This window comes from Curtobacterium sp. MCLR17_045 (assembly GCF_003234405.1).
GTDB classification, from domain to species: domain Bacteria; phylum Actinomycetota; class Actinomycetes; order Actinomycetales; family Microbacteriaceae; genus Curtobacterium; species Curtobacterium flaccumfaciens.
Map to the genome: position 1 here is coordinate 1 of NZ_QKTB01000025.1, position 25,797 is coordinate 25,797.

The 25,797-nt window shown below is 72.3% G+C and carries 25 protein-coding genes; 15 read left to right on the plus strand and 10 right to left on the minus strand.

The genetic code is table 11. From position 1 onward, the window contains the following. Positions 1 to 298: 298 nt before the first annotated feature. Both DEJ05_RS13940 and DEJ05_RS13945 read right to left on the minus strand, forming a co-directional pair. Positions 299 to 901, minus strand: a complete 603-nt coding sequence (locus DEJ05_RS13940; RefSeq protein ID WP_111088577.1) for a DUF1992 domain-containing protein — start codon at positions 899 to 901, stop codon at positions 299 to 301. A 46-nt stretch (positions 902 to 947) separates the two neighbouring features. After that, positions 948 to 2,768: a glycoside hydrolase family 15 protein gene (locus DEJ05_RS13945; RefSeq protein ID WP_071404875.1), complete on the minus strand. Its 1,821-nt coding sequence runs from the start codon at positions 2,766 to 2,768 to the stop codon at positions 948 to 950. A 504-nt stretch (positions 2,769 to 3,272) separates the two neighbouring features. Between DEJ05_RS13945 and DEJ05_RS13950 the strand changes: the two genes are divergently transcribed. The 4 genes from DEJ05_RS13950 (at position 3,273) to DEJ05_RS13965 (ending at position 7,496) form a co-directional block, all read left to right on the plus strand. Then, on the plus strand, positions 3,273 to 4,439 hold the full coding sequence (locus tag DEJ05_RS13950) for an RtcB family protein (protein WP_111110709.1): 1,167 nt from the start codon (positions 3,273 to 3,275) through the stop codon (positions 4,437 to 4,439). A gap of 127 nt (positions 4,440 to 4,566) precedes the next feature. Next, positions 4,567 to 5,400, plus strand: coding sequence for a DUF1206 domain-containing protein (locus tag DEJ05_RS13955; RefSeq protein WP_111039758.1), 834 nt, complete (start codon positions 4,567 to 4,569; stop codon positions 5,398 to 5,400). 79 nt (positions 5,401 to 5,479) lie between these two features. Next, positions 5,480 to 6,355, plus strand: a complete 876-nt coding sequence (locus DEJ05_RS13960) for an SMP-30/gluconolactonase/LRE family protein (protein ID WP_111110710.1) — start codon at positions 5,480 to 5,482, stop codon at positions 6,353 to 6,355. A gap of 70 nt (positions 6,356 to 6,425) precedes the next feature. Beyond that, entirely contained in the window at positions 6,426 to 7,496 is a 1,071-nt protein-coding gene (locus DEJ05_RS13965; protein WP_111039756.1) for an alpha/beta fold hydrolase, read from the plus strand. 156 nt (positions 7,497 to 7,652) lie between these two features. Here the strand turns inward: DEJ05_RS13965 and DEJ05_RS13970 are convergent, their stop codons facing one another. The 5 genes from DEJ05_RS13970 to DEJ05_RS13990 all read right to left on the minus strand — a co-directional run bounded on the left by DEJ05_RS13970 (position 7,653) and on the right by DEJ05_RS13990 (position 11,560). Beyond that, positions 7,653 to 8,846 carry an NAD(P)/FAD-dependent oxidoreductase gene (locus DEJ05_RS13970; protein WP_111110711.1) on the minus strand — a complete coding sequence of 398 codons (1,194 nt, stop codon included), beginning with the start codon at positions 8,844 to 8,846 and terminating at the stop codon, positions 7,653 to 7,655. 31 nt (positions 8,847 to 8,877) lie between these two features. After that, positions 8,878 to 9,678, minus strand: a complete 801-nt coding sequence (locus DEJ05_RS13975) for an SDR family NAD(P)-dependent oxidoreductase (RefSeq protein WP_071246288.1) — start codon at positions 9,676 to 9,678, stop codon at positions 8,878 to 8,880. 8 nt (positions 9,679 to 9,686) lie between these two features. After that, positions 9,687 to 10,193 carry a Dps family protein gene (locus DEJ05_RS13980; protein ID WP_017886495.1) on the minus strand — a complete coding sequence of 169 codons (507 nt, stop codon included), beginning with the start codon at positions 10,191 to 10,193 and terminating at the stop codon, positions 9,687 to 9,689. A gap of 113 nt (positions 10,194 to 10,306) precedes the next feature. Continuing rightward, complete coding sequence (locus DEJ05_RS13985; protein ID WP_111024711.1) at positions 10,307 to 10,819, minus strand: MarR family winged helix-turn-helix transcriptional regulator; 513 nt, start codon at positions 10,817 to 10,819, stop codon at positions 10,307 to 10,309. Between the two features lie 174 nt (positions 10,820 to 10,993). Beyond that, entirely contained in the window at positions 10,994 to 11,560 is a 567-nt protein-coding gene (locus DEJ05_RS13990; RefSeq protein WP_027464982.1) for an NADPH-dependent FMN reductase, read from the minus strand. A 106-nt stretch (positions 11,561 to 11,666) separates the two neighbouring features. Here DEJ05_RS13990 and DEJ05_RS13995 point away from each other — a divergent pair, with 106 nt between their 5' ends. The 6 genes from DEJ05_RS13995 (at position 11,667) to DEJ05_RS14020 (ending at position 17,931) form a co-directional block, all read left to right on the plus strand. Continuing rightward, positions 11,667 to 13,313 carry a glycoside hydrolase family 13 protein gene (locus DEJ05_RS13995; protein ID WP_111110712.1) on the plus strand — a complete coding sequence of 549 codons (1,647 nt, stop codon included), beginning with the start codon at positions 11,667 to 11,669 and terminating at the stop codon, positions 13,311 to 13,313. Positions 13,314 to 13,422: 109 nt separating this feature from the next. After that, positions 13,423 to 15,432 (plus strand): DUF11 domain-containing protein, encoded by a 2,010-nt coding sequence (locus DEJ05_RS14000; RefSeq protein WP_111110713.1) that lies wholly within the window; start codon positions 13,423 to 13,425, stop codon positions 15,430 to 15,432. Between the two features lie 143 nt (positions 15,433 to 15,575). Further along, positions 15,576 to 16,235: a DUF308 domain-containing protein gene (locus tag DEJ05_RS14005; RefSeq protein WP_228513510.1), complete on the plus strand. Its 660-nt coding sequence runs from the start codon at positions 15,576 to 15,578 to the stop codon at positions 16,233 to 16,235. Continuing rightward, on the plus strand, positions 16,232 to 16,495 hold the full coding sequence (locus tag DEJ05_RS14010; RefSeq protein ID WP_071404886.1) for a hypothetical protein: 264 nt from the start codon (positions 16,232 to 16,234) through the stop codon (positions 16,493 to 16,495). The genes DEJ05_RS14005 and DEJ05_RS14010 overlap by 4 nt, the downstream gene beginning before the upstream one ends. Positions 16,496 to 16,637: 142 nt before the next feature. Then, positions 16,638 to 17,177 carry an RNA polymerase sigma factor gene (locus tag DEJ05_RS14015; protein ID WP_111053937.1) on the plus strand — a complete coding sequence of 180 codons (540 nt, stop codon included), beginning with the start codon at positions 16,638 to 16,640 and terminating at the stop codon, positions 17,175 to 17,177. Then, positions 17,167 to 17,931, plus strand: a complete 765-nt coding sequence (locus DEJ05_RS14020; RefSeq protein ID WP_146245113.1) for a hypothetical protein — start codon at positions 17,167 to 17,169, stop codon at positions 17,929 to 17,931. The genes DEJ05_RS14015 and DEJ05_RS14020 overlap by 11 nt, the downstream gene beginning before the upstream one ends. 133 nt (positions 17,932 to 18,064) lie before the next feature. Here DEJ05_RS14020 and DEJ05_RS14025 read toward each other — a convergent pair whose 3' ends face one another. Further along, on the minus strand, positions 18,065 to 18,943 hold the full coding sequence (locus DEJ05_RS14025) for a LysR family transcriptional regulator (protein ID WP_181440732.1): 879 nt from the start codon (positions 18,941 to 18,943) through the stop codon (positions 18,065 to 18,067). Positions 18,944 to 19,024: 81 nt separating this feature from the next. Between DEJ05_RS14025 and DEJ05_RS14030 the strand changes: the two genes are divergently transcribed. Next, positions 19,025 to 20,314, plus strand: coding sequence for an MFS transporter (locus tag DEJ05_RS14030; protein ID WP_111110715.1), 1,290 nt, complete (start codon positions 19,025 to 19,027; stop codon positions 20,312 to 20,314). Between the two features lie 120 nt (positions 20,315 to 20,434). Further along, the gene (locus tag DEJ05_RS14035; protein ID WP_111110716.1) at positions 20,435 to 21,040 is read left to right on the plus strand and encodes a hypothetical protein; all 606 of its coding nucleotides are present in this window, start codon (positions 20,435 to 20,437) and stop codon (positions 21,038 to 21,040) included. A 110-nt stretch (positions 21,041 to 21,150) separates the two neighbouring features. Here DEJ05_RS14035 and DEJ05_RS14040 read toward each other — a convergent pair whose 3' ends face one another. Next, positions 21,151 to 22,065 (minus strand): cation diffusion facilitator family transporter, encoded by a 915-nt coding sequence (locus tag DEJ05_RS14040; RefSeq protein WP_111110717.1) that lies wholly within the window; start codon positions 22,063 to 22,065, stop codon positions 21,151 to 21,153. A gap of 47 nt (positions 22,066 to 22,112) precedes the next feature. On the opposite strand from DEJ05_RS14040, the gene DEJ05_RS14045 reads away from it, so the two are divergent. Continuing rightward, entirely contained in the window at positions 22,113 to 22,781 is a 669-nt protein-coding gene (locus tag DEJ05_RS14045; RefSeq protein ID WP_111110718.1) for a DUF4166 domain-containing protein, read from the plus strand. A gap of 1 nt (position 22,782) precedes the next feature. After that, positions 22,783 to 23,760, plus strand: a complete 978-nt coding sequence (locus tag DEJ05_RS14050; RefSeq protein WP_110864975.1) for an epimerase — start codon at positions 22,783 to 22,785, stop codon at positions 23,758 to 23,760. Here DEJ05_RS14050 and DEJ05_RS14055 read toward each other — a convergent pair. Then, positions 23,729 to 24,751 (minus strand): EamA family transporter, encoded by a 1,023-nt coding sequence (locus tag DEJ05_RS14055; RefSeq protein ID WP_258376165.1) that lies wholly within the window; start codon positions 24,749 to 24,751, stop codon positions 23,729 to 23,731. The genes DEJ05_RS14050 and DEJ05_RS14055 overlap by 32 nt on opposite strands. Positions 24,752 to 24,823: 72 nt before the next feature. Between DEJ05_RS14055 and DEJ05_RS14060 the strand changes: the two genes are divergently transcribed. Next, positions 24,824 to 25,738: a LysR family transcriptional regulator gene (locus tag DEJ05_RS14060; protein ID WP_111110719.1), complete on the plus strand. Its 915-nt coding sequence runs from the start codon at positions 24,824 to 24,826 to the stop codon at positions 25,736 to 25,738. The last annotated feature ends 59 nt before the right edge of the window (positions 25,739 to 25,797 follow it).

Consider the following 25,797-nt stretch of genomic DNA (forward strand, 5'->3'; position numbering starts at 1 on the left):
ACATCTCCGAAGACGCCGCCGGCCTGCTGAACAAGACCTTCGGCACCGACGCCGTCAAGCGCGGCCTCCTCGTCGGCACCGCCACCATCACCGCACAGATCAAGTAACACCCCGCACCGCCACAATCGGCCCGGACCACGCAGCAGCGTGGCCCGGGCCGACTTGCGTCGTGCGGGCCCGCAGGCCGCGGCGTCGTCACGGGCTGGGCGACACCTCACGTGCTCACGTTCGCGTGGACTGTCGCTCAGCGCGAAATCGCGCCCGGACCCCACCGCACCGCACCGCACGGCGGTACCGCTCAGCGGCGCCGCCACCACCGCCGCGGCTTGGCCTCGAGCCGCGCCTGCTCCGCAGCCTGCGCAGCGGAGGCCATGCGCACCTCGCGGCGCTCCCGCCACGCGAGCACCTCGGCCTCGACGTCGCGCATCGGCGTCACCACCGGCGGCCCGCCGAGCAGCTGCCGTCGGGCCTCTTTCACCCGCGCGTTGAAGTCCACGAGGACGTCGCGCACGTCGGTCTCGAGCGACAGGGCGTCGAGTGCGTCGTCGAGTTCGGCGTCCTCGGTCCGGAGTGCCAGGGCCGGCGGCGCGATGCCCCGGATGTCCTCACGCTCGATCTTCGACTTGATCCACCAGTCCGGGTCGTGCTGCCCGTCGAGTCCCGGCAGTGGCTTGCCGTGGTACGGGTTGCCCTCGAAGACCCCGCGCCGCTCGGCCTCCGCGATCTGGGCCCGGGCATGCGCGGCGACGTCGGCGGCCTTGAGCAGCCGACGTTCCTCACGTTCCGACCGCACCTCGTCGGGGTCGAGCGACCCCCGCTCGATCTCCTGGTCGACGAGCTGCTGGTAGCGGTAGCGCGCGGCCCTGCGGAGCCGGTCCATCCGTGCATCGACGTCGTTCATCGTCAGACCATGATGCCCCGCGCCCCCGACGGTTCGTCCAGCCCGGTCAGGACTTCTCTGAGACTTCTTCGATGGTCAGCGCGGCCTGGATGAGCGCCAGGTGTGACAGCCCCTGGGGGATGTTGCCCATGAAGTCCCCGTCGACGGCGCTGAGCATCTCGCTGAACAGGCCGACGTCGTTCGCCTGCGCGACCATGTCGTCCATCAGCTGCTTCGCGTCGTCGACCCGTCCGACGCAGGCGAGGGCCGCAGCGAGCCAGAACGAGCACGCCACGAAGGGCGATTCCTCGTCCTGGATGCCGGAGTACCGGTACACGAGGGGGCCGTGCTGCAGCTGCTCCTCGATCGCACGGATCGTGGACTCCATGCGCGGTCCGCGGTCGAACGCCGACATCGCGTGCAGCAGGATCGAGCAGTCGAGCGCGTCGGTGCCCGGGTACATGACGTAGTGGCCGAGCTCCTCGTTCCACCCGTTCTCGGCGACCCAGTCCTCGATGAGCTCGCGGTTCTCGATCCACTTCTCGCGCGGGCCGTCGATCATCCCCGCGTCGTGCAGCTCGACCGCGGCGTCGAGCGCCTGCCAGCAGCCGATCTTGCTCGTCGTGTAGTGCTGCGCCTCCTGCAGCTCCCACATGCCCGAGTCGGGCTCCGGCCAACGGTGGCACGCGTCGTCCGCCAGGTCCTGCAGCACCGAGGCCGTCTTGCGGTCGAGCACGTTGCCGGCCCGGACGTACTGCCGCATGATCTCGAACACGTCGCCCCAGACCCCGAGCTGCAGCTGGTCACCGGCGCGGTTGCCGATCGTGACCGGCCCGATGCCGTTCCAGCCCGGGACGTCGCGCTCCTCGACGGTGTCGCTCTTCGACCCGTCGAGTCCGTAGAAGATCGGCATCGTCTCGTCGTGCTCGGCGATCGTGCGCATCACCCACGACACGGCGGCGTGCGTCTCCTCGCGCAGGCCGAAGCGGGTGAGCGCGTGCACCGTGTACGCCAGGTCGCGCACCCAGGCGAACCGGTAGTCCCAGTTCTTCCCGCCTGTGCGGTCCTCGGGCAGGCTCGTCGTCGGGGCCGCGGCGATGGCGCCGGTGGGGGCGAAGATCAGGAGCTTCAGGGCGAGGGCGCTGCGCTGGACGGCGTCCGACCAGGGGCCGTCGTAGCTGAACTCCTTCGACCAGGTCGACCAGTTCTCGATCGTGCGGTCGACCCCCTCGAGCGTGCGCTCCGGCTCGGGCAGGAAGATCGGCTCGTCGTACGTGCCGACGATGGTCAGGATCGACTTCGAGCCCTCGGTCGTCGTGAACCGCCCCGAGAACCGGGGGCCGTCGTCGTGCACCGGTTCGAAGCCCTGCTCGACGATCGCGATGGTCACGCCGTCGATGCCGATCACCGTGCCGTTCGCGGTGTCGAGTCGGCGCGGTTCCGCCGTGTTCAGGATCGTGCCGGGCACGACAGCCCACTCCATCTCGACCGACCCTTCGACCCCCTGCACGCAGCGGCCGATCTCGGCCCACGGCAGGCGTCCGGCCACACCGGTGACCATGGCGTCGGTCACGGTGGCGGTGCCGGACGGGGTCGTCCACGTCGTCACGAGCACGTTCGTCCCCGGCAGGTAGGCGCGGGACACCTGCGCCTGGTCGTCCACCGGCCGCAGGGCGACGTGTCCGCCGTGCTCGGCGTCGACGATGCTCGCGAACACCGGCGGTGAGTCCATCGACGGGATCGGCAGCCAGTCGATCCGGCCGTCGAGCGCGATGAGGGCGACCGTCCGCCCGTCGCCGATCGCGCCGTACGAACGGAGCGGGACGTACCCGTTGGTCCGTTCCTCGTTCTCGGTCGCGTCGGGGGTGTCTCGCGTGCGCTCGGTCATGCGTCCAGCCTGCCCCGGCGCCGGTGGCGACCATCAGGCGGACGTACCCCTCGTGGAGAACGCACGCCGGGCCTCCCGCCTGTGGAGAACCACCGGCGAACCGCCGGAGCACCCCAGGACAGCCGCCGGCGAACCCCCGGCGCCCAGCCGACACGCCCACGCGGCTTGCGCATCCCGGGCGTGTCGCACTAGCGTCGTCCTCCTGCCGATCAGGCAGACCGCCCGCCCCGGGCACACCGGAAGGACCGCGCATGCGCGCCGTGCAGCACAACGAGGAACGCGTCGAGCTCCAGCTCGCCGCGGCCGCCGCGCTGCCCGAGCAGCAGTGGTCCCTCCGCTATCCCGCGTAGGCACGCGACGTCCCAGGACGCCCCGTGCCCACCCGGCCCGGGGCGTTCGTCAGCACCGCTTCCTTCCGTCCGCCACGTCCGGCGACGACCAGGAGGCCCGGCGTACGACCGTCTCGGACCGTCACCTCGACCGTCACGAAAGCGAGACGACTCCATGAAGAAGATCAACGACCGATTGCTCAGCTGGGCCTCGATGCTCGAGGACAACACCGAGCAGCAGGCCCGCACGACCGCGCGCATGCCGTTCGTGTTCCCGCACCTGGCCCTCATGCCCGACGCACACCTGGGCCTCGGGGCCACCGTCGGGTCGGTCATCCCGACCCTCGGCGCGATCATGCCGGCGGCCGTCGGCGTGGACATCGGCTGCGGCATGATCGCGGTCCGCACGCAGTTCACCGCCACCGACCTGCCCGCCGACCTGCAGGGGCTGCGCGAGCAGATCGAGCGCGCGATCCCGCTGTCGGCCGGTGCGTCGAACCGGAAGATCGTGGCGACCGCCGCTCCCCGGATCGCCGAGCTCGAGGCGATGGCCGAGACCGCCGGGTTCGACCCCGACGGCGTGCACGGCGGGTGGCGGAACCAGCTCGGCACGCTCGGGTCCGGCAACCACTTCATCGAGGTCTCCCTCGACGAGCAGGACCGGGTCTGGCTCTTCCTGCACTCCGGGTCGCGGGGCGTCGGCAACAAGATCGCGCAGCGGCACATCAAGGTCGCCAAGAAGGCCATGGAGCGCTGGTGGATCCAGCTGGCGGACCCCGACCTGGCCTACCTGGTCGAGGGCACGCCGGAGTTCGACCGGTACATCGCCGAGCTGCGGTGGGCCCAGCACTTCGCGCTGCTCAACCGCGAGGAGATGATGGACCGCGTCGTGCGGCAGCTGTCCGAGGCCGTCGGCATGCCCGTCGACGAGCGCGAGCGGATCAACTGCCACCACAACTTCACGCAGCGTGAGACGCACTGGGGCAAGTCCGTGTGGGTGTCGCGCAAGGGTGCGATCCAGGCGAAGGCCGGTCAGCCCGGCCTGATCCCCGGGTCGATGGGCACCGCGTCGTACGTGGTCGAGGGACTCGGCAACAAGCCCTCGCTCGAGTCGTCCCCGCACGGTGCCGGCCGGCTGTTCTCGCGGAGCGCTGCCCGGCGGACCTTCACCCACGAGCAGCTGCGCGAGGCGATGGCCGGCATCGAGTACCGCGACACCGACGCGTTCCTCGACGAGATCCCGGCGGCCTACAAGCCGATCGACCAGGTCATGGCGGACGCCGAGGACCTCGTGTCGATCCGGCACACCCTGCGGCAGGTCGTCAACGTGAAGGGCGACTGAGACGCGCCCACCGACGGACGGGAGGCCCGTGGCGGCACCGCCACGGGCCTCCCGTCCGCCACGTGGCGGACCGCACGGCCCGGCGCGCCCCGGACAGGACGCCACGCGTCGGGCACGCTGGGCCGTGATGAGCGACACGGCGGAGCACGCAGCGAAGGAAACCGGACGACAGGTCCGGCGGGCGGCCGACAGCCGCTGGTTCGAGGTCACGGCACGCGCCGGGTTCGTCGGCAGCGGCATCGTCCACCTGCTGATCGGGTACCTGGCGATCCTGCTCGGCATCGGCAACGCGTCCTCCGGCGGCGAGACGGACCAGTCCGGTGCGCTGCAGCAGATCGCCGCGGTCCCCGGTGGGGTGTTCCTGCTCTGGCTGATCGCCGTCGGCACGGCCGCACTCACCGTGCGTCTGGTCGTCGAGGCGATCGTCGGTGGCCGTTCCGACACCACGCGGGGCTGGCTCGCCCGGCTGAAGGACGTCGCGAAGGCCGTGGTCTACGGCGTGATCGCCTACTCGGCGGCCTCGTACGCGCTCGGTGCCGGGTCGAGCTCGAGCAGCTCGTCGCAGAGTGCCGCGGCGAAGACCCTGGCGACGCCGGGCGGGGTGTTCGTGTTGGTCCTCGCCGGGGCGATCGCGGTCGCCGTCGGCATCGGGCTCGTGGTGATCGGCTGCCGCCGGTCGTTCCGGAAGCAGATCACGCGACCGTCGGGCCAGCTCGACCGCGTCGTCACCGTGCTCGGCGTCGTCGGGTACGTCGGCAAGGGCGTCGCCGTGGTCATCGTGGGCGTGCTCATCGCCGTCGCGGGGCTGCAGAGCGACCCCGACCAGGCCACCGGCCTCGACGCCGCGTTCGACGCGGTGCGGAGCATGCCCGGTGGGGTGTTCGTCCTCGTCGCGATCGGCATCGGGTTCCTGGCCTTCGGCGTCTACAGCTTCTTCCGCGCGCGGTTCGCCCGCCTCTGACCCGCCGGCGCTGCCGCGCTACCCACCGACGCACGCACGCCTGAACGGGCACGGACCGCCCCCGCGGTAAACGGGGTCGATGAGCACCAACGTCACGACCGGCCCCGCGACCGTCTTCGCCGACGCCCGAGCGGTCCTCGCCGAGAGCATCGTCTGGGACCCGCCCGCACAGTTGCTCCGGTGGGCCGACATCACCCTCGGCACCCTCAACACCGCCGAGGCCGACGGCACCGTGCGCTCGAGCGTGCCGGTGCCGCCCCCGCTGGCGAGCTTCCAGCCCCGGGCCTCCGGCGGGTTCGTCGCGGCCCTCGGGGACACCGTCGTGGTGACGGACGAGCAGGGATCCGTGGAGCGTGAGATCGCCCGCGTCACCCACAGCACCTCGGGCAACCGGTTCAACGAGGGCAAGTGCGACCCGTTCGGCCGGTTCCTGGTCGGCAGCATGAACGTGACGACCGGCGAACCCGACGCGGCGCTCTACTCGATCGAGGCCGACGGCACGACCCGGGTGCTCCGCGGCGGCTTCGGCGTGACGAACGGCATGGAGTGGTCGGAGGACGGCAGCACGATGTACGTCACCGACACCAGTGCCTCGACGGTCTTCCGGGGGTCGTACGGCCCGGACGGCGAGCTCGGCGAACTCGAGCCGTTCATCGTCGGTCAGGCGCACGACGGCCTGGTCCGCGACGACGAGGGCTGCTTCTGGAGCGCGATCTACGGCGGGTCCCGCGTCGAGCGCTACGGGCCGGACGGCTCGCACCTGGAGACGGTGGAGCTCCCCGTCGCCAACCCGACGTCGGTGGCGTTCGGCGGCCCGGACATGTCGACGCTCTTCGTCGGGACGGCCCGCGAGAACCTCACCGAGCAGGACCTGGAGCAGGCGCCCCGGTCCGGCGCGGTCTTCGCGGTGCCGACGACGGTGCACGGGTTCCCCGCGAACACCTTCAGCGGCTGAGCACGTCGTCGCCGCCCGCGCGGACGGCGGCCGGGTATCCTGGGCGACCGCCCGACCGGAGGAGACCCACGTGGACGACGAACGCCAGGCACCGCGGCCGGACCCGGCCGGCGAGCTCGCCCAGGCCGAGGACGCCGACGTCACGGTGCAGGTGGACCGGGTCGCGGTCGACGGCACCTACGTCCGGGTGAGCTCGATCGGTGAGCCGGGCGAGCGGGCCTTCCTGCTCGTCGCGGGGCTCGGCATCGCCTCGACCTACTACGAGCGGCTCGCCCCGCACCTCAACGAGAACGGTCCCGTGCACGCGCTCGACCTGCCGGGCTTCGCCGGTGTCCCGCGGTTCCGGGGGAAGGTCTCGATCGAGCGCTACGCCGACGCGGTCGAGCGGGTCATCGACGACCTCGGGCTCCAGGACCCGGTCCTGGTCGGGCACTCGATGGGCACGCAGGTCGTCACCGAGGTCGCCGCCCGCCGTCCGGGGATCTCCGACCTCGTGCTCATCAGCCCGGTGGTCGACTCGTCGGCGCGCACGGTGCGGCAGTCGGCGTTCCGGTTCCTCCGGTCGACGCTGCACGAGCCCGCCGCGGTCCGCTGGCACGGCATCACGGCGTACGCGCTGTGCGGGTGGCACTGGTTCCGGAAGGTCCTGCCGCGGATGATCGCGTTCCCGATCGAGGAGCGCGCCGCCCACGTGCAGGCCCGCACCCTGATCGTCCGCGGTGAGCACGACGCGATGGTGCCGCGGGACTGGGTCCGTCGGCTGGCGCGGGTGTTCCCGTACGCGGTCCTCCGCGAGGTCGTCGACGGCGCACACTCGGTCATGCACGCACAGGCCGACGCGGTCGCACGGCTCGCGGTGGCGCACGTCGACCACCGGATCCCCGACCGGGGCGTGTCGTCGCTGCAGCGGGTGCGCGACGACTCGACGTCGTCGGACCTGGCGCGGCTCAGCCCGGGGGACGCCTGGTTGCTGGTCAAGTCGCGGTTCATCGAGCTGTTCGGGATGGCCCGGAACGACGACGAGACGCTCGAGGCAGCCAAGTCCGCGCACGCCGTCGCGATGGCGGACGGTGACGACCTGCCGGTCGACCCGGCCGATCGCCGGGCGGTCGTCGACGAAGTCGCGCCGGAGTCGAAGTAGCGAGCACGGTCGAAGTAGCCAGCACCGTCGAAGCAGCGAGCACCGTCGAAGCAGCGGGCGTCGCGATCTGCGGGTGACCGCCTGGAGGCCCGGTGCCGGTCCACCGGACCGGCACCGGGCCTCCAGGGCGTCGCGACCACCGCGACGGGCGAGCGGTCAGGGCGTGATGCGGCCCGGCAGCATGTCGGGCGTCAGCGCGTTCGCCTCGGCGAGGACCTTGCGGGCCTCGTCGGTCTTGTCCCACACGTTCCAGAGCAGCACGCCCCGGACCGTGTCGTCGTCGTCCAGGTAGTAGACGACGCCGGTGACGGTGGGGTCCTGCCAGTCCTCGACCGTGCGGAGCTTCGAGCTGACCTGTCCAACCGCCTCGTACCCCATGTCGAAGACGTCGGAGTAGAACATCGGCGTGTGGTCGTAGGTCTCGTCGGCGTCGGCCAGGTTGCGGCCTGCCTGCCGACCCTGCTGCTGGGCGTTGTCGACGTGCTCCACCCGGCGGGTGCCGAGGATGCGGTCCGGGTACTCGGCGACGTCACCGGCGGCGAACACGGAGTCGTCGTCGGTGAGCAGCGTCGAGCTCACCACGATGCCGTCGCGGACGGTGAGTCCGGCGTCGGCGGCGAGCTGCGTCGCGGGTTCGATGCCGAGTCCGGCGACGACCGCGTCGGCCTCGACCACGGAGCCGTCGTCGAGCGTCAGCCGCACGCCGTCGGCCGTCTCGGTGCCCTCGGACACCCGACGACCGGTGCGGAGCTCGACGCCGTGGTCGACGAAGCGCTGCTGGAACGCCCGGGCCAGGTCCTCGGGGAACATTCGTCCGCCGACGACCTCGTCCGGGTCGACCAGCGTGACGCGTGCGCCGTTCTGCACGATGCCCGCCGTGATCTCCTGACCGATGTACCCGCCGCCGACGACGGCGACGTGTGCTCCGGCGTCCGCGAGTTCACGCAGCCGGCGGTAGTCCGACGCGCTGCGGTAGTCGAGCACGCGTGCCGACGGGGACAGCCCCGGCAGCCCGCGTGGCTTCCCGCCGGTTGCGAGCAGGAGCCGCTCGTAGCCGTGGGTCACGCCGTCGGCCGTCGTGACGGTCTTCGCGGCACGGTCGATCCCGGTGACCGCGGTTCCCAGGACGAACTGCGCCCCGGTCTCCTCGGTGTGCAGGTCGACCTTGTCGTCCCAGCTGAAGTCCGGATCGGTCCAGAGCTTCTTCGAGAGCGCGGGCCGGGCGTAGGGCCGGTCGACATCCTCGCTGAGGATGCCGATCGACCCGTCGGTGTCGAGCTCGCGGATGCCACGGGCAGCGGCGTCGGCGACCATCCCGCCGCCGACGATGAGGTAGCGGAAGTCGGTCATGACGCCTCCTGGCGGTGCTGTGGTGCCACGATCAGATCGTGGCGACCGAGCCGGAGTCGACCCGGTAGTTGGCGCCGTTCACGAAGCTGGCCAGGTCCGAGCACAGGAAGGCCACGACGTTCGCGACCTCTTCCGGCTCGCCGCGGCGCTTCAGCTCCATGTACGGCCGCTCCTCCTCGAGGAAGCTGCCGATGGCCTCGTCGAACGAGGTCCCGCGCTGCTTGGCCCGCTTGTCCATCATCGCGTCGGTCATCGGCGTGTGGATGAACGCGGGGGAGACCGTGTTCACCAGCAGGCCCTCGGAGGCGTAGGAGCGCGACAGGCCCTTCGCGAACGAGAGCACCCCGGCCTTGGCGGCGCAGTAGGGCAGCTCGTCGTCGTACGGCTGCGAGGCGTCCTCGGACACCAGGTAGACGATGCGTCCCCAGCCGCCCTGGCGCAGGTCGCCGATGAACTCGCGGGTGATCCGCACCGGCCCCATCAGGTCGATGTCGATCGTCTCCGCCCAGCCGGCCTCGTCGATCTCGTGGAACATGCCCTGGGCGCCGGTGACGCCCGAGGACTGCACCAGGATGTCGATCTCGCCGACCGCTTCACGCACCTTGTCGTGCAGGGCGGCGAGGCTCTCGGCGCTCCGGACGTCGGCGGCGAAGGCGTGCAACTTGCCGAGCGGCGCCTCGAGCTGGTCCGCACTGGTGTCCAGACGGCTCTGGTCGATGTCGGTGACGACCACGGTCGCACCCTCTGCCAGGAGGATGCGCGCCGTGTTCCAGCCGATGCCGGAGTCGCCGCCGAAGACGAGTGCGGTCTTGCCCTGGATACCGAGGTCCACCCGGGCCCCTACGCGTGTGCCGACGCGTCGGCGACGGCGGGCGTGGTGGCGGAGGCCAGCGGGGTGCTGGGCGCGCGGTTCTCGGCGGAGACCATCCACGCGAGCTGCTCGAGGCGCTCGATGAAGCCGTGGAGCAGGTCCGCGGTCGTCGGGTCTTCCTCGTCGACCTCGTCGTGGACATCGCGCATGGTGCCGGTCGCCTGGTACAGCCGGAGCGTGACCTGGTCGATGGCGTCGTGCGTGGTGATCTCGCCCGAGGGGAACGCGTCGAGGTGGCTGCCCGCGGAGACGGTCGCCGAGCGGCCGTCCGGCACGAGGTACAGCGCACGCATGCGCTCGGCGGTGTCGTCGGCGAACTCACGAGCTGCGTCGACGATCTCGTCGAGCTGCAGGTGGAGGTCGCGGAAGTTGGTGCCCAGGATGTTCCAGTGGGCCTGCTTGCCCTGCAGGTGCAGGTCGATGAGGTCCACGAGGACCGCCTGGAGGTTCTTGGCCATCTTGTCCGAAGCGTGCATGGTTGTGGCTCCTTTCGCGTCGGTGTGACCGTTCCGGTCTACGCGGTGCCGCAGTGCACGCTCTCAGTGCGCTCGGAGGCAGCGTCCCCCGAGGTCGTCCGGTGCAGGGCTGCTCAGTGCGACGGCGCGGGGTCGACCTGGTCGACGGCGTCGCGCATCTGCTCCAGGAACCCGGCGACGATCCGCGCCTCGGACGCGGGGAGCCCCTCGGCGATCGACATCATCCGGCGGTGCATCACGCCGAGCGTGGCGCGGACCTCGTCGTCGGTCTCGGTCGTCGGCGTGATGACGAGGGCCCGGCGGTCGGTGGGGTGCGGGTCGCGGCGGACGTGGTTCGACTTGACCAGGCGGTCGATGAGGATGGTCGTCGAGGCCGACGAGATCTTCAGGTACGCGGCGAGGTCCTTCGGGCTCACGGCGGTGCCGGAGCGCTGCGCCTGCAGCAGGAAGCGCACGGCGAGCAGGTCGGTCTCGCCCATGCCCATCGAGTCACGGGTCCGGCGGCGCATGGCCGTCTCGGCGGATCGGTACCGGCGCAGGGCGTTCAGCACCGCGACCCCGCGTTGGGTCGCGTCGTCGTCCGGGAACCAGTACCCGGACGCCTCGGTGATCTCCTGCGTCGACATGGCGTTCAGGGTAACCCGTCTCGTATCTCGGCCGTCTAGCGAACTCCCGGGTTCCGCCACGACCGGTGCGTCCGCACCGTCCGATGCGTTCGCAACGACCGTTGCGTCCGCGCCGGACGGACAGGAGGCCCGTGGCGGGGTCGCCACGGGCCTCCTGTCCGGTGGTTCGTCGCGTTACGCGGCTGCCTGCTCGTCCGTGCCGGCTGCGGCCTCGGCGAGCGCGGTGAGCGCGCCCTGCACGAGCGTCGTGACCTCGGCGTCCTCACGCGGGTGGGTCTCCGCGAAGCGGACGACCGACTGCGGGATGGCGACCTTGACGTCCTCCAGGACCTTCGCGCCGGCGATGCCGGCGGCCTTGCGGGCGTCGTCGTGGGCCCAGACGCCGCCGTACTGGCCGAACGCCGAGCCGATCACGGCGAGGGGCTTGCCGGACAGCGGCGAGGCACCGAACGGACGCGAACCCCAGTCGAGCGCGTTCTTCAGGACGGCGGGGATGGTGCCGTTGTACTCGGGGGTGATCAGCAGGACGGCGTCCGCGGTGGCGACGGCGTCGCGGAAGGCGACGGCAGCGGCGGGCGGGGTGTCGCCGTCGATGTCCTCGTTGTAGAACGGCAGGTCGACGATGCCGTCGAAGGTGTGCAGCTCGATGCCCTCCGGCGCGTGGTGCGCGGCGGCCTCGGCGAGCTTGCGGTTGATGGAGTCGGCGCGCAGGCTGCCGACGAGGACGAGGACGTTCGTCATGGAGCTCCTTCTGTTGCGGGATGCTGTTGCTGGACGGAAAGGTGTCAGCGACAACCAATGCGATCGTAGGGGCCGCTATTCCCAGCACCCTGGGTACGGTGGCGACGTGACCACGCTTCGGACCCCGGCCAGCACGCCACGAACCACCGACCCGACCTGGTGGCGCGATGCCGTCGTCTACCAGGTCTACCCGCGCAGCTTCGCCGACACGGACGGCGACGGGCTCGGTGACGTCGCGGGCATCACGAGCCGGGTGCCGTACCTGGCATCGCTGGGCGTCGATGCCCTGTGGCTCTCCCCGTTCTTCCCGTCGCCGCTCGCCGACGGTGGTTACGACGTCGCCGACTACCGCGCCGTCGACCCGAAGCTCGGGTCCCTCGACGACCTGGACGCCCTGGTCCGGGCCGCCCACGAGCACGACCTCAAGGTCATCGTCGACATCGTGCCGAACCACACCTCGGACCAGCACGAGTGGTTCCGGGCCGCGCTGGCGTCCGCGCCGGGGTCGGCCGAGCGTGCGCGGTACGTGCTCCGTGAGGGCTCCGGCGCCTCCGGGGAACTGCCGCCGAGCGACTGGGTGTCGAACTTCGGTGGCAGCGCGTGGACCCGGGTGCCCGACGGGCAGTGGTACCTGCACCTGTTCGCCCCCGAGCAGCCCGACCTGGACTGGTCGAACCCCGAGGTCCGCGCCGACTTCGAGGACACGCTGCGCTTCTGGTCCGACCGCGGTGTCGACGGGTTCCGCGTGGACGTCGCGCACGGTCTGGCGAAGGACCTGTCGACCCCGTACCGGCCGTCGAACGAGCAGGACCTGCCGCTCGACGGTTCCGATCCGCTCTACGACCGCGACGAGGTGCACGAGATCTTCGCCACCTGGCGCCGGGTGCTCGACGAGTACGACCCGCCCCGTGCCGCGGTCGCCGAGGCCTGGGCCCCGGCACCCCGCCGCGTCCTGTACGCCCGGCCGACGGAGCTCGGGCAGGCCTTCAACTTCGACCTGCTCGAGGCCCCGTTCGAGCCCGATGCGTTCCGTCGGATCATCGAGCGGAACCTGGCCGCCTCGGAGCAGTCCGGCGCCTCGAGCACCTGGGTGCTCTCGAACCACGACGTCGTGCGGCACCCCACCCGTTACGGCCTGCCGGACGGCACCGACACCGACGCCTGGCTCATGACGGACGGCACGACGCCGGAGCTCGACCGTGCACGGGGGCTCCGTCGGGCCCGAGCGGCGACGATGCTGATGCTGGCGCTGCCCGGGTCGTCGTACGTCTACCAGGGCGAGGAGCTCGGGCTGCACGAGGCCGCCGCGATCCCGCGCGACCTGCTGCAGGACCCGAAGTGGCTCCGCACCGGACACGCCGTCAAGGGCCGGGACGGCTGCCGCGTACCGATCCCGTGGACGCGCTCCGGACCGTCGTTCGGCTTCGGGGACGTCGCACCGCACCTGCCGCAGCCGCAGGACTTCGGGGAGTCCTCGGTCGAGGCCGAGGACGGCGATCCCGAGTCGACCCTGTCGCTGTACCGCCGGGCACTGGCCGCACGGCGTCGGCTGCAGCAGGGGGAGGCGCTGACGTGGCTGGAGTCCGGCTCCGAGGTCGTGGCGTTCGCGCGGCACGACCTCTGGCGGTCGGTCACGAACTTCGGCACCACGCCGGTGCCCCTGCCGGCCGGGACCGTCGTCGTCGCGTCCGGGCCGCTCGACGGGGTCGCGCCGGGGCTGCTGCCGGGTGAGACGACGGTGTGGCTGGCCTGAGCGGTCCGCTTGCGTCGTTCGTCCTCCACAGCCGGGAGGCCCGTGGGGGCGTTCCACAGATCGTCTCCCCGCCGCCCGGGGGTGACGTCCCGGTCGCGAGCATCGGGGCATGACAGATCCCACTGCATCAGCTCCAGCTCCTGCCCCAGCGTCTTCCCTCGACCGGCGGTCGTTCCGCTCGCGGGTCGTCCGCCGTCTCGCCGCGGCGTGCGCCACCCTGACCGCGCTCGGCGTGCTCGCGGCACCCGCGGTCCTGCCGTCCGGGTCGAGTGCGGCCGCCCTCGACTTCCCGTACGTCAACCAGTTCTCCAGTGCGTCCGGCGGTGCCCTGCACGGTGACGCCGCGGTGTCCGGCGGCCGACTGCGGCTCACCGACGACGTCCGGAACCAGGCGGGAGCGTGGTCGACGAACGACACGTTCCCGTCGGACACCGGGCTCGAGATCGAGTTCACGTACGCGATGCACACCGAGAAGGACGACCCCGGCGCCGACGGCCTGCTGCTGTACCTGGCCGACGGCGCTGCGGCGCAGGGCGTCGGGTCCTTCGGCGCCGGTCTCGGGTACGCCTGCCGCAAGGAGGCGACCGAGGGCGGTGGCCGGGAGTGCGACCTGCCAGGCGTCCCCGGGGGCTTCGCGGCCGTCGCGATCGACCACTACGGCAACTTCTCGTCACGCATCAACGGGTCCGGTCCCGGAGCACAGCCCGACCACGTGGTGGTCCGGGGCTCCGGCAACGGGACCGAGGGCTACCGGTACGTCGCCGGTGCCGCGGCGCCTGGTGGCACCGTGACGGCCGGTTCGACGCCCCGGACGGTCCGGATCACCCTGCTGCCCGACGACGACGGCGGGCTCGCGGTCTCCGTCCGGCTGCAGGTCGGCTCGACCATGCGCACCGTGCTCGACTCGGTCCCGCTGCACGGCGACGGGCAGGCCGCGCTGCCGAGCACGCTGCGCCTCGGGTTCGCCGGGGCCACCGGCAGTCACGTCGACAAGCACGAGGTCGACGCGCTCCGGGTCTGGAAGCCGGCGGACCTGTCCGTCGAGCACGACCTGCCCACGACCGCGACGGCGGGCGAACCGCTCCGCTACACCGTGACGGCGCGGAACCCCGGCCCGAACGCCGCCGACCCGAGTCCGCTGCAGGTCGACGTGCCCGACGGCGTCGAGGACGTCACCTGGACCTGCACGGCCGCGGACGGCTCCGCCTGCGCGACCGGGTCGGGCACCGGTGACGTCGCGACCGACCTGTCGTTGCCCCGAGGGGGTTCCGCCGTCGTCACGATCGAGGGCCGTGTGGCCGAGGGCACGTCCGGAGCGCTGGAGAGCGTGGCGACCATCGCCCCGCCGACCTCGTTGTCCGACACGAACGAGGCCGACAACGCCTCGCGGGCGACCACCACGGTCACTGCCCCCGTGATCGCCGCCGACGTCGAGACCGACAAGTCGGTGTCGCCGTCGACCGTCCGGCCCGGTGACGAGGTCGAGTACCTCGTGACGGCCCGGAACCGGGGGCCGGCGGTGGCGCAGCAGGTCGGGGCGGTCGACGACCTGCCCCAGGCCATGCGGTTCGTGGGCTCCGACGACGGGTGCACGGCCGAGGGGCAGCGGGTGACCTGCAGCTCCGACGTGTCGCTCGAGGTGGGCGAGACCCTGGACTTCCGCATCCGCGCCGAGCTCGACCCCGCGTACCAGGGGGACGGCTCCGACGTGGTGAACGTGGCGACGGCGACCTCGCCGACCGACGCGGACGGCGGCGACCCGTCCACCGGCGTCGCGATCGTCGTGGGCCCGGACGACGAGGGGCCCGCGCCGAGCCCCGTGCCGACGAGCGGCCCCGTGCCGACGACCGGGCCGGCTCCGGACGACGGGGACGCCGGCGGTGACGGCTCCGGAGGCGACGACGGTTCCGGTGTCGACGACGACGGCGGAGCCGGTGACCCCGCAGCCGACCGCCGGGCGGCTGCCCCCGTCGGAGCCCTCGCCTACACCGGCGCCGAAGGGCTCGGGCTCGCCGCGGCGCTCGCCGCCCTGGCCGCCGCCGCCGGGTCCGTGTGCTGGTGGCTCGCCCGACGTCGTGCTCGCCGGAACGCGCTGACCGACGACCCGCAGCAGCCCTGACACCGCCGGGACGGCACCGGACGGCGGTGTCGTCCCGGTGCACGGGTGTGGACGTCCACAGGGGGTCGAGTCCGCTCCGGTCGGGCGTCCACCCCACCGGCGGTAGGATCGGATCCACGATCCGCATGCCCGAAAGAGGTCTCGTGTCCGACACCGTGGACGACGCCACCACCGTGGAAGACGCGACCCAGCGCGCGCGGTACTGGCCGATCCCGATCCTCCGGGCGGTCCCCGCAGCGGTCGTCGCGATGGTGATCACCTTCTCGACCAACCACGCCGCGGGCTACGGTCTCCTGCTGTTCGGCGGCTTCGCTCTGGTCGAGGGCCTCGTGCTCCTGTTCGCCGGGATCTCCCGACTGCCCCTCGACGGTCGATCGCGTCGCACGACCCTGCTGCAGGCCGTCATCACCCTGCTCGCGGCCGTCGCCGCCTTCGCGTGCAACGGGTTCGGGCTGCCGGCCTTCATCACGGTCATCGTCGCGTTCGCGGTGCTGACCGGGGCCCTCGAGCTGTCGCAGGGGCTCCGTGCCCGGCGACGCTCGCCCTTCGCTCGCGACTGGACCACGATCGGCGGCCTCACGCTGCTGCTCGCGGTCGCCTTCCTCGTCACGCCGCCGGACTACTCCCAGCAGCTCGGTGGCGTGGAGCAGGTCACCGGCACCCTCGACGCCTCGATCGTGCTCGTCGGCCTGCTCGGCGCGTACCTCGCCATCACGGCCGTCTTCCACGTGATCGCCGGCCTCTCGCACAAGTGGGGCACGGCCACGCCGGCCGTCGCCCCGGACGGAGCACCACACGCATGACCACCCCCAGCCGTCGTGACCGTCTGCGCCCGGTCGAGCTCCTCGGGATCTCCGCGATCATCGCGGTGTTCACCGGGCTCGTCGTGCTGTTCTCGACGCGGGAACTGCAGCTGGCCGTGATCTTCCTCGGCGTCGCGTTCATCGTGGTCGTCGTCGTGCTCGCGATGCTGCAGCTCGCCTCGTCGAGCGAGCAGGACGACAACGACATGCTCGGCGGGCACAAGACGCCGGGCGAGGGCGACGGCGACGACTTCCACTGACGGCTGACGTCTGACAGCTGACAGCTGACGGCTGACGGCTGACGGCTCCGGGCGGACACGCCCGAGATCACGAATCCGCCACGGTCCTGTCAGGATCGCGGGTCCTGCCGACACCTCTGAGTGAAGGAGGTGGGATGTGGACGTGACGACCGGCACCGACACGGACGAAGGACTCGTCCGTGCGATGGCACAAGGGGACACCGGCGCGCTCGCCCGGGCGTTCGACCGGTACGCCCCCACCCTCACCCGCTACGCGTGGGCGCTCGTCGACGACCGGTCCGACGTCGAGGAGATCGTGCAGGACACGTTCCTGACGCTCTGGCAGCGCGCCGCGACCCTCGAGCTGCCGGCGGACACGGTGCTGCCGTGGCTGCTCGTCGTGTGCCGCAACCACGCCTTCAACACCGGGCGCAAGCAGGCCCGGCGCCGCACGGACGAGCTCCCGGAGCACCTCGCCTCGCCCGCCGACCACGACGAGGCCCGCGAGACCCTGCGCTGGGTCCGTGCCGAGATCGCCGCGCTCCCGGACCTCGACCGCCGCATCTGCGAGCTCTGCCTCCTCGAGGGGCACTCGTACGCCGAGGCCGCCGAACTCCTCGGACTCACGGTCGGCGCGGTCACCCAGCGGGTGTCCCGCAACCGTCGACGACTCAAGAAGGTGGTGATGCACGATGAACACTGAGCCTCCGCAGGGAGACGACCTGCAGCGCATGCTCGTCTCGATGAAGCAGAACGTCCTCGAACGTGCAACCCCGCTCCCGAAGCGTCGTCGTGGCCGGTCCGGGATCGTCATCGGTGTCGTCGCGCTGCTCGCCGTCGGCACCGCGACCGGCGCCGTCGCCCTGACCCTGTCGCAGCAGAACGCCGACCCGGTCGCCGCTCCCACCCAGACCCAGCAGCCCGAGCCCGCGCCGTCCTCCACGACGCCGAGCTCCGCCCCGATCACGGGTGCCCCCGTCCCGAAGCCCACCCCGACGTCGACACCGACCGCCGCCGCGGCGACGATCCCGGCGACGTGCCGCGACATGGTCCCGGCAGAGGACTACACCCGGCTCTTCGGGGAGACTCCGCTGACCGAGATCTCGAAGGCGAAGGACGGCACGGCCGGCGGCGATGGTGAGGACGTCACCTGGGCGAACGGCGAGTCGAAGATCATCTGCACGTGGGCCGATCCCCGAGCCGACGTCAGTGGGCTCACCATGACCGTGGGAACGGCCGGGCCCGGGGCCGCGGACGTGCTCGCCACCAGTCCGCTGGAGTGCGAGGACCGCGACGGCGGGCGGGTGTGCCAGTCGTCCGTCCCGGCCGAGGCTGCCCCGGTGGACCAGGTCTCCACCTTCTTCCTGCGCGACGACACCTTCATCGTGATCCGGCAGGCGAACTTCCCGACGAACGGGCTGCTGGACGCCGTCGTCGGGGAGATCTGGGGGGACTGACGGCCCGGAGGCACGTGGCGGACCCGACCCGTGCCTCCAGTCCGTCGGTGGTCAGATCGTGAGCAGGAACGGTCGCCTCGCGCACCGTGACGCGACCGTTCCTGCTCACGGAACACAGCGAGCGCGCCCAGCGTCACCCCACCCGCGCCGCCACGATGTCGCGCGCCAGCGTCCGGACCGCGCGGCTCGGCTCCGGGGACGTCCGGACCGCCAGGCCGATGCGGAGCGGGTCGACCTCGTCCTCCAGATCGAGCACCGCCCCGTCGTACCGCACGCCCGAGTCCGGCACGACCCCGACGCCGAGCCCGGCCGAGGCGAACCGGATCACGGCGGGCATGTCGTTCATCTCCGCGACGATGCGCCGACGGATGCCGAGCCGCTCGAGTGCCCCGTCGAGGATGATCCGGTTGCCGAACCCGTGCGCCGTGTCGACGAAGGGTTCATCGGCGAGTTCGGCGAGCGACACCGACGACCGACCGGCGAGCGGGTGGTCCGCCGCGGTGAACACCCGGAACGGCATCTCCCGCAACGGCTCCACGACGACGCCGGCGGGCACGGTGGGCAGGCCCGTGTAGGCGATGTCGAGCCGCCCGGCGACCAGGTCCTGCACGAGGCCGGTCGTCCCCGACGGCGAGGTCATCAGCTCCACGGCGACGAGCGGGTGCTGCCGCCGGAACCGCTGCAGCACGCCCGTCAGGTCGACGATGTCCATGCTCGTGAAGATGCCGAGCCGCACCCGGCCCCGCAGGTCGGCGTCGTCGGCGGTGGCCAGGTCGCGCATCCGGTCGAGGGACTCGAGCACCGCGCGGGCGTGGGGGAGCAGGTCCTCGCCGGCGGGGGTCAGCACGAGCTGTCGTCCGGTGCGGTCGAAGAGCCGCACGCCGAAGCTGCGCTCGAGCGAGGCGATGCCCGCGGACACCGTGGACTGCGCGGCCCAGAGCCGTTCCGCCGCCCGGGTGACGCTGCCCTCGGCGGCGACGGTGACGAACTGTTCGAGCAGTCGGGTCTCCATCGTCCGAGTATCGAGCAGATCGATCGTGCACATCAAGCGCATTCGTTGGACTCGATGCACCGCGAGCGCGATCATCGGAGCATGTCAACCGTCACCGACACCCCGACGGGCACCGTCCCCGCCACCACCGCCGCTCCCGCATCCGCGAGCGACCGTGTCGTCGCCCCGCGCGGACGCCGTGTCCACACCCGTCGGCGCCACGGTTTCGGCTTCTGGGTCGTCGCCTTCGCGTTCCTCGCGGTGATGGCCTTCGCGACCGTCCCCGCACCCCTCTACGTCATCTACCAGGCCCGCGACGGCTTCCCGACCTTCACCACGACGGTGATCTTCGCGGCGTACGGGGTCGGGGTCGTCGGGTCGCTGTACCTGGCGGGGCACCTCAGCGACGTGCACGGACGCCGTCCGCTCATCCTGGTGTCGATCGCCCTCGAACTCGTCGCCGCCGTGCTGTTCCTGCTCTGGAACGACGTCACCGGCCTCATCCTCGCCCGGCTCGTGACCGGCCTCGGCGTCGGGACGCTGACGGCGACCGCGACGGCGCACCTCGGTGAGCTCCGGGTCCGTGCCACCGGGTCGAGCGACTCTGCGAAGGGCGCGAGCGTCGCCGCCGGAGCCGTGAACCTCGGGGGGCTGTCGCTCGGCGCCCTGGTCGGCGGAGCGCTCGCCGAGTTCGTCGGGCAGCCGCTCATGGTCCCGTACGTGGTGTTCGTGATCGCGCTGGCCGTCGCGTTCGTGCTCGTGCTGGCCGCACCGGAGACGGTCGACCGTCCCGAGCAGCCCGTGGCCTACCGCCCGCAGCGCATGCAGGCTCCCGAGGGGCAGGGTGCCGCGTTCTGGGCCGCCGGCGCAGCCGCGTTCGCCGCGCTCGCCGTGCAGGGCCTCTTCACCTCGGTCGCGCCGAGCTTCCTCGGCACCACCTTCCACGTCACCGACCGCCTGGCCGCCGGTGCCACGACCTTCGGGGTCTTCGCCGCGAGCGCGCTCTCGCAGATCGTCTTCGCCCGACTGTCGCAGCGTGCGCAGATCCGGCTCGGCATGGTGCTCCTGGTCGTCGGACTGGTCGTCCTCGCCGTCGCCGCGGTCCTGCTGCAGGTCGCCGGGTTCATCGGCGGCGGAGTCGTCGCGGGAGCCGGCGTCGGCCTGCTGTTCCGCGCCGCGATCGGCAGCGCCGCAGCACTGGTCGGCCCGGAGCGCCGGGGCGGCGTGCTCGCCGCCACGTTCCTCATCGCGTACGCCGGGCTCACCGTGCCGGTCGTGGCCGTCGGGGCGGCGCTGCTGGTGATCCCGACGCTCCCCGTCCTGATCGGGTACGTGGTGCTCGTCGCCGTCCTGGCCGTCGTCGCCGGCACCCGGCTGGCCGCGCGCGCCTGACGTGTGGCGGGCCTCCCGTCCGCCCGGAACCAGGTTCCGGACACCGCACCACGCGATCGCGCGGTGCCGTGTCCGGAGCCTGGTTCCGTCGTGCGGTCGAACTCCCGGCATACTGGGCGCGTGCCCCGGAACCGCAACCGTCCCGTGCTCACCGGCGTCGCGGCCGTGGTGGCCGCCGGTCTCCTCGCCGGCGGGTTGTTCCTGACGGCACGGCAGGGCGCGGACGACCCGACCATCGGTGCCGGCTCGGCCTCACGGACGCCCAGCGACGCGCCGACGGCCGCCGGTGACGGCACCGTCACGATCACCCGCACCGGACCGGACATGCCCGGCAGCACCGCGCTCGGCCGGTGCGACACCACGACCCGGGCGGCCGTCGCGCAGTACGAGACCGAGGCCCTGGGCCGCGTCACCCTGCAGTGCGGCACCGCTGCCCAGGGCTACGAGCACATCCGGGTGCGGCACACCGCCGACTGGCAGGACGTCGTCACCGGGCACGGCTCGCGCGACTGGGACGACGCCATGCTCACCGCGGTGCAGACGGCGCTCGAGGACCCGCGCCCCGGGTTCCCGCTCGACGCCGGCGACGGCAAGGTCTGCTACGCCGCACCCGTCCGGTTCGACGACGGTTCACGCCCCGACGACGAGCCCTGGGTCAAGGTGATCGTCTCGGCCACCACCGACCGGGTGATCACGGCGTACCCCACGCGCACCGACGACTGCTGACGCGGCACCTGCGGACACCCGTTCTGCGACAGACCACGCGTCGATCACCTGGTGGATCGTCGCGAAGCCGAAGCGACCCCGACCGACGCCCACACGCCCGAGCGCGGACCCTACGCGTGCACCTCGTACTCGTGCCGCCGGTGTGACACCGGCTCCAACTGGAACGTCGAGTGCTCCACCGGCACGTCGAAGTGCTCCGCCACGCACCGCTGCAGCTCGTCGAGGATCGCCGGGGCGTGCGCCGTCGAGAAGCAGTGGTCGTCGACGACCACGTGCGCTGTCAGGTTCGGCACCCCGGTCGCCACGAGCGTCGCGTGCAGGTCGTGCACCGCGATGACGTGGTCGAGCTCGAGGATGTGACCACGCACGTCGTCGAGGTCGAGCCCCGGCGGCGTCGACTCGAGCAGCACGTTCGCGGTCTCGCGCAGCAGCCGGATCGCCCGCGGCAGGATGAGCAGGCCGATCAGGATCGCGGCGACGGAGTCCGCCCGCTCCCACCCGGTCAGCATGAGCACGATCGCGGCGATGATGACGGCGACTGACCCGAGGGTGTCGTTGAGGACCTCGAGCCGGGCGGCGCGCGACGTGAACCCCTCGCCCGAGGCCCGCAGCAGCACCGCGTAGGCCACCAGGTTGCCGACGAGTCCGACGATGCCGAAGACGAGCAGCGGCCCGGAGTGGATCTCCTCCGGCACGAACAGCCGTTGGACCGCCGAGATGATCACGTAGACCCCGACGGCGAGCAGGATCGCGGCCTGCGCGGTGGCCCCGAGGACCTCGGCCCGCTGGAAGCCCCAGGTGCGCTGTGCAGTCGGGGACCGGCGGGCGAGCCGCGTCGCGACGAGCCCGATGCCGAGTCCGCCGGTGTCGACGACCATGTGCCCGGCATCGACGAGCAGCGCGAGCGAACCCGTGACCACGGCGCCCACGACCTCGGCGAGCAGGATGCCCGCCGAGATGCAGAACGCGATGAGCAGGGCGCGCTCCGAGGCGTGCCCGGCGCCGTGCCCGTGGTCGTGTCCCATGTGCGACATCGTAGGGATCCGCACTGACGACATGCCAGGATCGAACCGTGAGCCGGTCGCCCTACGAGCTGTCCACACCGCCGGACGTGCTGGCTCGGCTGCACCCGCGGCTCCGCACGTACTTCGGCCCCGTCCCGCCCGGGCACGTCGGCCGCGGCGAGGGCGTCTTCGACGTCGTCGGCACCCCACGTCGGTGGCTCTGGCCGGTGCTCGCGGTGTTCGCCCGCGATTCCGTCATGTTCCCGGTCTGGGAGCGGGACGTCCCGTTCACGGTCGAGAACCGGCCGGCTCGCGTCCGTCGTGGACCCGGCAACGGCCTGGAGGCCCGCCCCGCCGTCCGCGCGCACCGCACCTTCCGGTTCCGTTCGGGCGCCCGCACGATGGTGGACGCCATCACCGCCGAACCGGACGGCCTGGTCGACCACCTCGGTCGCTGCGGGCGTGTCAGCGCGCGTCTGCGGGCGCAGGTCGACGCTGACGGTCCCGACGCGGGCGCCCTGCGCCTGGTCTCCACGCGCGTGACGTTCCGTGCGCTGGGACGCGATCTGCGCCTCCCGGTCGCCCTGAGCCCGCGTGTGACGCTGATGGAACGATTCGATGACGAAGCGGACCTCCAGCGCGTGTCCCTGGTGCTCTCGGCACCGGTGCTCGGCACGCTGTACCGGTACGAGGGGGCGTTCCGGTACGAGATCGCGCCGGACACAGAACGGGGATGAGATGAGCGACCAGAAGGGCCGCGTCGTGATCGCGGGAGCGAGCGGCTTCGTGGGGCGGTACCTGCGGGACGCCTTCACGGAAGAGGGGTACCGGGTCGTCACCATCGGCCGGACCGGCGACGCCGTGTGGGGCAACACCATGCGCATCCGGGAACTCGTCGACGGCGCCGCGATGGTCGTGAACATGGCGGGCAAGAGCGTCAACTGCCGCTACGGCCGACGCAACCGTGCGGAGATCATGCGCTCGCGGGTGGACACCACGCTCGAGCTCGCCGAGGCCATCCGCACGTCCGAGCACCCGACACCGCTGTGGATGAACGCCTCGACCGCGACGATCTACCGGCACGCCGACGACCGACCGCAGGACGAAGCGACGGGGGAGATCGGCGAGGGGTTCTCGGTCTCCGTCGCCCGCGCGTGGGAGGACGCCTTCTTCGGCGCCGACCTGCCCGGCACCCGTCGTGTGGCGCTCCGGATGGCGATCGTGTTCGGCGACGGCAGCGCCCTGCTGCCGCTCCTCCGGCTCGCGCAGGCCGGCCTCGGCGGGCCGCAGTACGACGGGCCGTGGGTGCCGACGCGCTCCCGGCTCCGCGCCGGCACGTACCACCACCACCGGCCCACGCACGGTCGGCAGCGCTTCAGCTGGGTACACATCGCCGACGTCCTCGGGTCGATCCGGTTCCTCCGCGACCACCCGGAGATCGAGGGGCCGGTGAACATCTCGAGCCCGAACCCGTCCGACAACCGCACCGTGATGGCGACCCTCCGCGACGCCGTCGGGCGCCGGTTCGGCGTGCCGACCTGGCGGTGGATGCTCGAGCTCGGGTCGTTCGCGATCCGCACCGAGACCGAACTCGTGCTGAAGAGCCGGTGGGTGGTGCCGACCCGGTTGACCCAGGCCGGCTACGAGTTCCGGTACCCGCACCTGCGCGGGGCGCTCGCCGGGATCATCGCGGAGCGTCGCCAGCACCGGGGCTGAGCGCCGGGTCGAGGTCGCGCGGACTGCCGCTCGCGAGCGGTCCGTGCGGCACGTCGTGCGTCCTCGGCGACACGGCCGCGGCACGTCGTACGCCCTCGTCGACGGGGGCCGGCCGTGGCCCACGGTCCCGCGCCGGTCGCGACGACCACAGCACGGCGGCCACGACGACCGCGCCGGCGAGCACCTCGACCAGGTCGGGCACCTCGCCGAAGGCCGCCCACGACGCGAGCACCCCGACCACGGGCACGAGCATCGAGAACGGCGCGACCGTGCTCGAGGGGTAGGCCGCCAGCAGCCGCGACCAGATGCCGTAGCCCACCAGGGTCGCGACGACCACGATGTAGAGCAGGCCGAGGTCGGCGGGCAGCGCGGCCGCCGTGAACGCCGAACCGAGAGCGGTGCCGATGCGGTCCGGGCCCTCGACCACGAGCGACAGCACGACCATCGGGACCGGCGGCACGACGGACCACCACAGGGTCAGGTGCAGCGGGTTCGCGGCCCCCGCCCGCCGGGTCGCGACGTTGCCGATCGCCCACCCCAGCGCACCGCACAGTGCGAGCACGACGGGCAGCAGCGCAGCGGTCTGGGAACGGTGCAGGGCGATCGCGGCGAGGGCGGCCACGGCGACGGTGACCCCGACGACCTGCCGGCCGGTCAGCCGCTCGCGCAGGAACACCCCGGCCAGCACCACCGTGAACGGCGCGGAGGCCTGCAGCACGAGCGAGGCCAGCCCTGACGGCATGCCGGACGCCATGCTGAGGTAGAGGAACGAGAACTGCAGCACGCCGAGCCCGAGACCGACGAGCAGCAGTCGCCCGAACGGGATCCGCGGCCGCGGCACGAACAGCAGCGTCGGGACCGCCAGGATCGTGAACCGCAGCGCCGCGAGCAGGAACGGCGGGAAGTGCTCGAGCGCGAGTGCCGTCGCGGGGAAGTTCAGTCCCCAGACCACGGCGACGACAACGGCGAGGAGGCGGTCTCGGGTGGTCATGCTCCTCATCGTCCCGGCCAGCACGTTGTAGGTCCATCGAAACCTTCGCGAACGACGATGTAGGGTCCCTGCATGGTCGACTTCGACGTGCAGCTGCTGGCGGTCTTGCGGGAGCTCGCCGAGCGCGGCAGCGTCACGGCCGTCGCCGAGGCCACCCACCGCACACCGAGCGCCGTCTCCCAGCAGCTGCAGACGCTGCAGCGGCAGGTCGGCGTCCCGCTGGTCGAACGCGTCGGGCGCGGGGTCCGGCTGACCCCGCACGGCGAAGTGCTCGCGGGCCTGGCGTCCGGGGTCGCGACCGCGATCGCGCGGGTGGATGCCGCCTGGCAGGAGCACCTCGGCGGCACGACCGGACCGGTGTCGCTGGCGATCTTCCCGTCGGCGGCGGAACTGCTGCTGCCCGGCGTGCTCACCCGGATGCAGGCGCACCCGGGCATCGCGCTGACCCTGGTCGACGTGGACGTCAGCGAGGGGGAGTTCGCACCGCTCGCGGCCGACCACGACGTGGTCGTCGGGCACCGGTCCGACGGCGTCCGCCCGGCGGACCAGGGATCGGTCGACACCGTGCCGCTGCTCCGCGAACCCCTCGACGTCGCCCTGCCGCCCGGGCACGCGCTGGCCGGCCGCGCGCGCGTGGGCATCGACGAGGTCGTCGGGGAACGCTGGATCGGCGTGCCGGAGGGCTACCCGATCGACCGGGTGCTGCACGCGATGGCCGCGGCGACGGACACCCCGCCGAGTGTCGCGTTCCGCACGATCCACCTGCCGGTCATCGAGAACCTGGTGGCGGGCGGCCACGGCATCGCACTCGTCCCGCGGTACACGTCGGGCACGCGGGCCGCGGGGCGCTTCCACCTGGCGGAGCTCGCCGACGTCCGTGCCGGACGCCGCATCGAGGCACTGGTCCGCCCCGACCGTGCCGTCCGTCCCGTGGTGCACACCGTCCTGGAGGCGCTGGTCGCCGTCGCCCTGGACGTCACCACCTGAGACGGTGGCGCCCACCGCCGGGCGCACGCCGTGCCTCCAGGCCGCCTGTCAGCGCACCT

Excerpts from the sequence above, each read along its gene's own strand:
- DEJ05_RS13985 (WP_111024711.1), bottom strand. The coding sequence starts at position 10,819 with ATGTCGACGCAGGAGATCACCGAGGCGTCCGGGTACTGGTTCCCGGAC.
- DEJ05_RS13980 (WP_017886495.1), bottom strand. The coding sequence starts at position 10,193 with ATGCACGCTTCGGACAAGATGGCCAAGAACCTCCAGGCGGTCCTCGTG.
- DEJ05_RS14010 (WP_071404886.1), top strand. The coding sequence starts at position 16,232 with ATGACCACCCCCAGCCGTCGTGACCGTCTGCGCCCGGTCGAGCTCCTC.
- DEJ05_RS14000 (WP_111110713.1), top strand. The coding sequence starts at position 13,423 with ATGACAGATCCCACTGCATCAGCTCCAGCTCCTGCCCCAGCGTCTTCC.
- DEJ05_RS14060 (WP_111110719.1), top strand. The coding sequence starts at position 24,824 with ATGGTCGACTTCGACGTGCAGCTGCTGGCGGTCTTGCGGGAGCTCGCC.
- DEJ05_RS14040 (WP_111110717.1), bottom strand. The coding sequence starts at position 22,065 with ATGGGACACGACCACGGGCACGGCGCCGGGCACGCCTCGGAGCGCGCC.
- DEJ05_RS13945 (WP_071404875.1), bottom strand. The coding sequence starts at position 2,768 with ATGACCGAGCGCACGCGAGACACCCCCGACGCGACCGAGAACGAGGAA.
- DEJ05_RS14025 (WP_181440732.1), bottom strand. The coding sequence starts at position 18,943 with ATGGAGACCCGACTGCTCGAACAGTTCGTCACCGTCGCCGCCGAGGGC.
- DEJ05_RS13970 (WP_111110711.1), bottom strand. The coding sequence starts at position 8,846 with ATGACCGACTTCCGCTACCTCATCGTCGGCGGCGGGATGGTCGCCGAC.
- DEJ05_RS13940 (WP_111088577.1), bottom strand. The coding sequence starts at position 901 with ATGAACGACGTCGATGCACGGATGGACCGGCTCCGCAGGGCCGCGCGC.
- DEJ05_RS14030 (WP_111110715.1), top strand. The coding sequence starts at position 19,025 with ATGTCAACCGTCACCGACACCCCGACGGGCACCGTCCCCGCCACCACC.
- DEJ05_RS14055 (WP_258376165.1), bottom strand. The coding sequence starts at position 24,751 with ATGACCACCCGAGACCGCCTCCTCGCCGTTGTCGTCGCCGTGGTCTGG.
- DEJ05_RS13990 (WP_027464982.1), bottom strand. The coding sequence starts at position 11,560 with ATGACGAACGTCCTCGTCCTCGTCGGCAGCCTGCGCGCCGACTCCATC.
- DEJ05_RS14050 (WP_110864975.1), top strand. The coding sequence starts at position 22,783 with ATGAGCGACCAGAAGGGCCGCGTCGTGATCGCGGGAGCGAGCGGCTTC.
- DEJ05_RS13950 (WP_111110709.1), top strand. The coding sequence starts at position 3,273 with ATGAAGAAGATCAACGACCGATTGCTCAGCTGGGCCTCGATGCTCGAG.
- DEJ05_RS13960 (WP_111110710.1), top strand. The coding sequence starts at position 5,480 with ATGAGCACCAACGTCACGACCGGCCCCGCGACCGTCTTCGCCGACGCC.
- DEJ05_RS14020 (WP_146245113.1), top strand. The coding sequence starts at position 17,167 with ATGAACACTGAGCCTCCGCAGGGAGACGACCTGCAGCGCATGCTCGTC.
- DEJ05_RS13955 (WP_111039758.1), top strand. The coding sequence starts at position 4,567 with ATGAGCGACACGGCGGAGCACGCAGCGAAGGAAACCGGACGACAGGTC.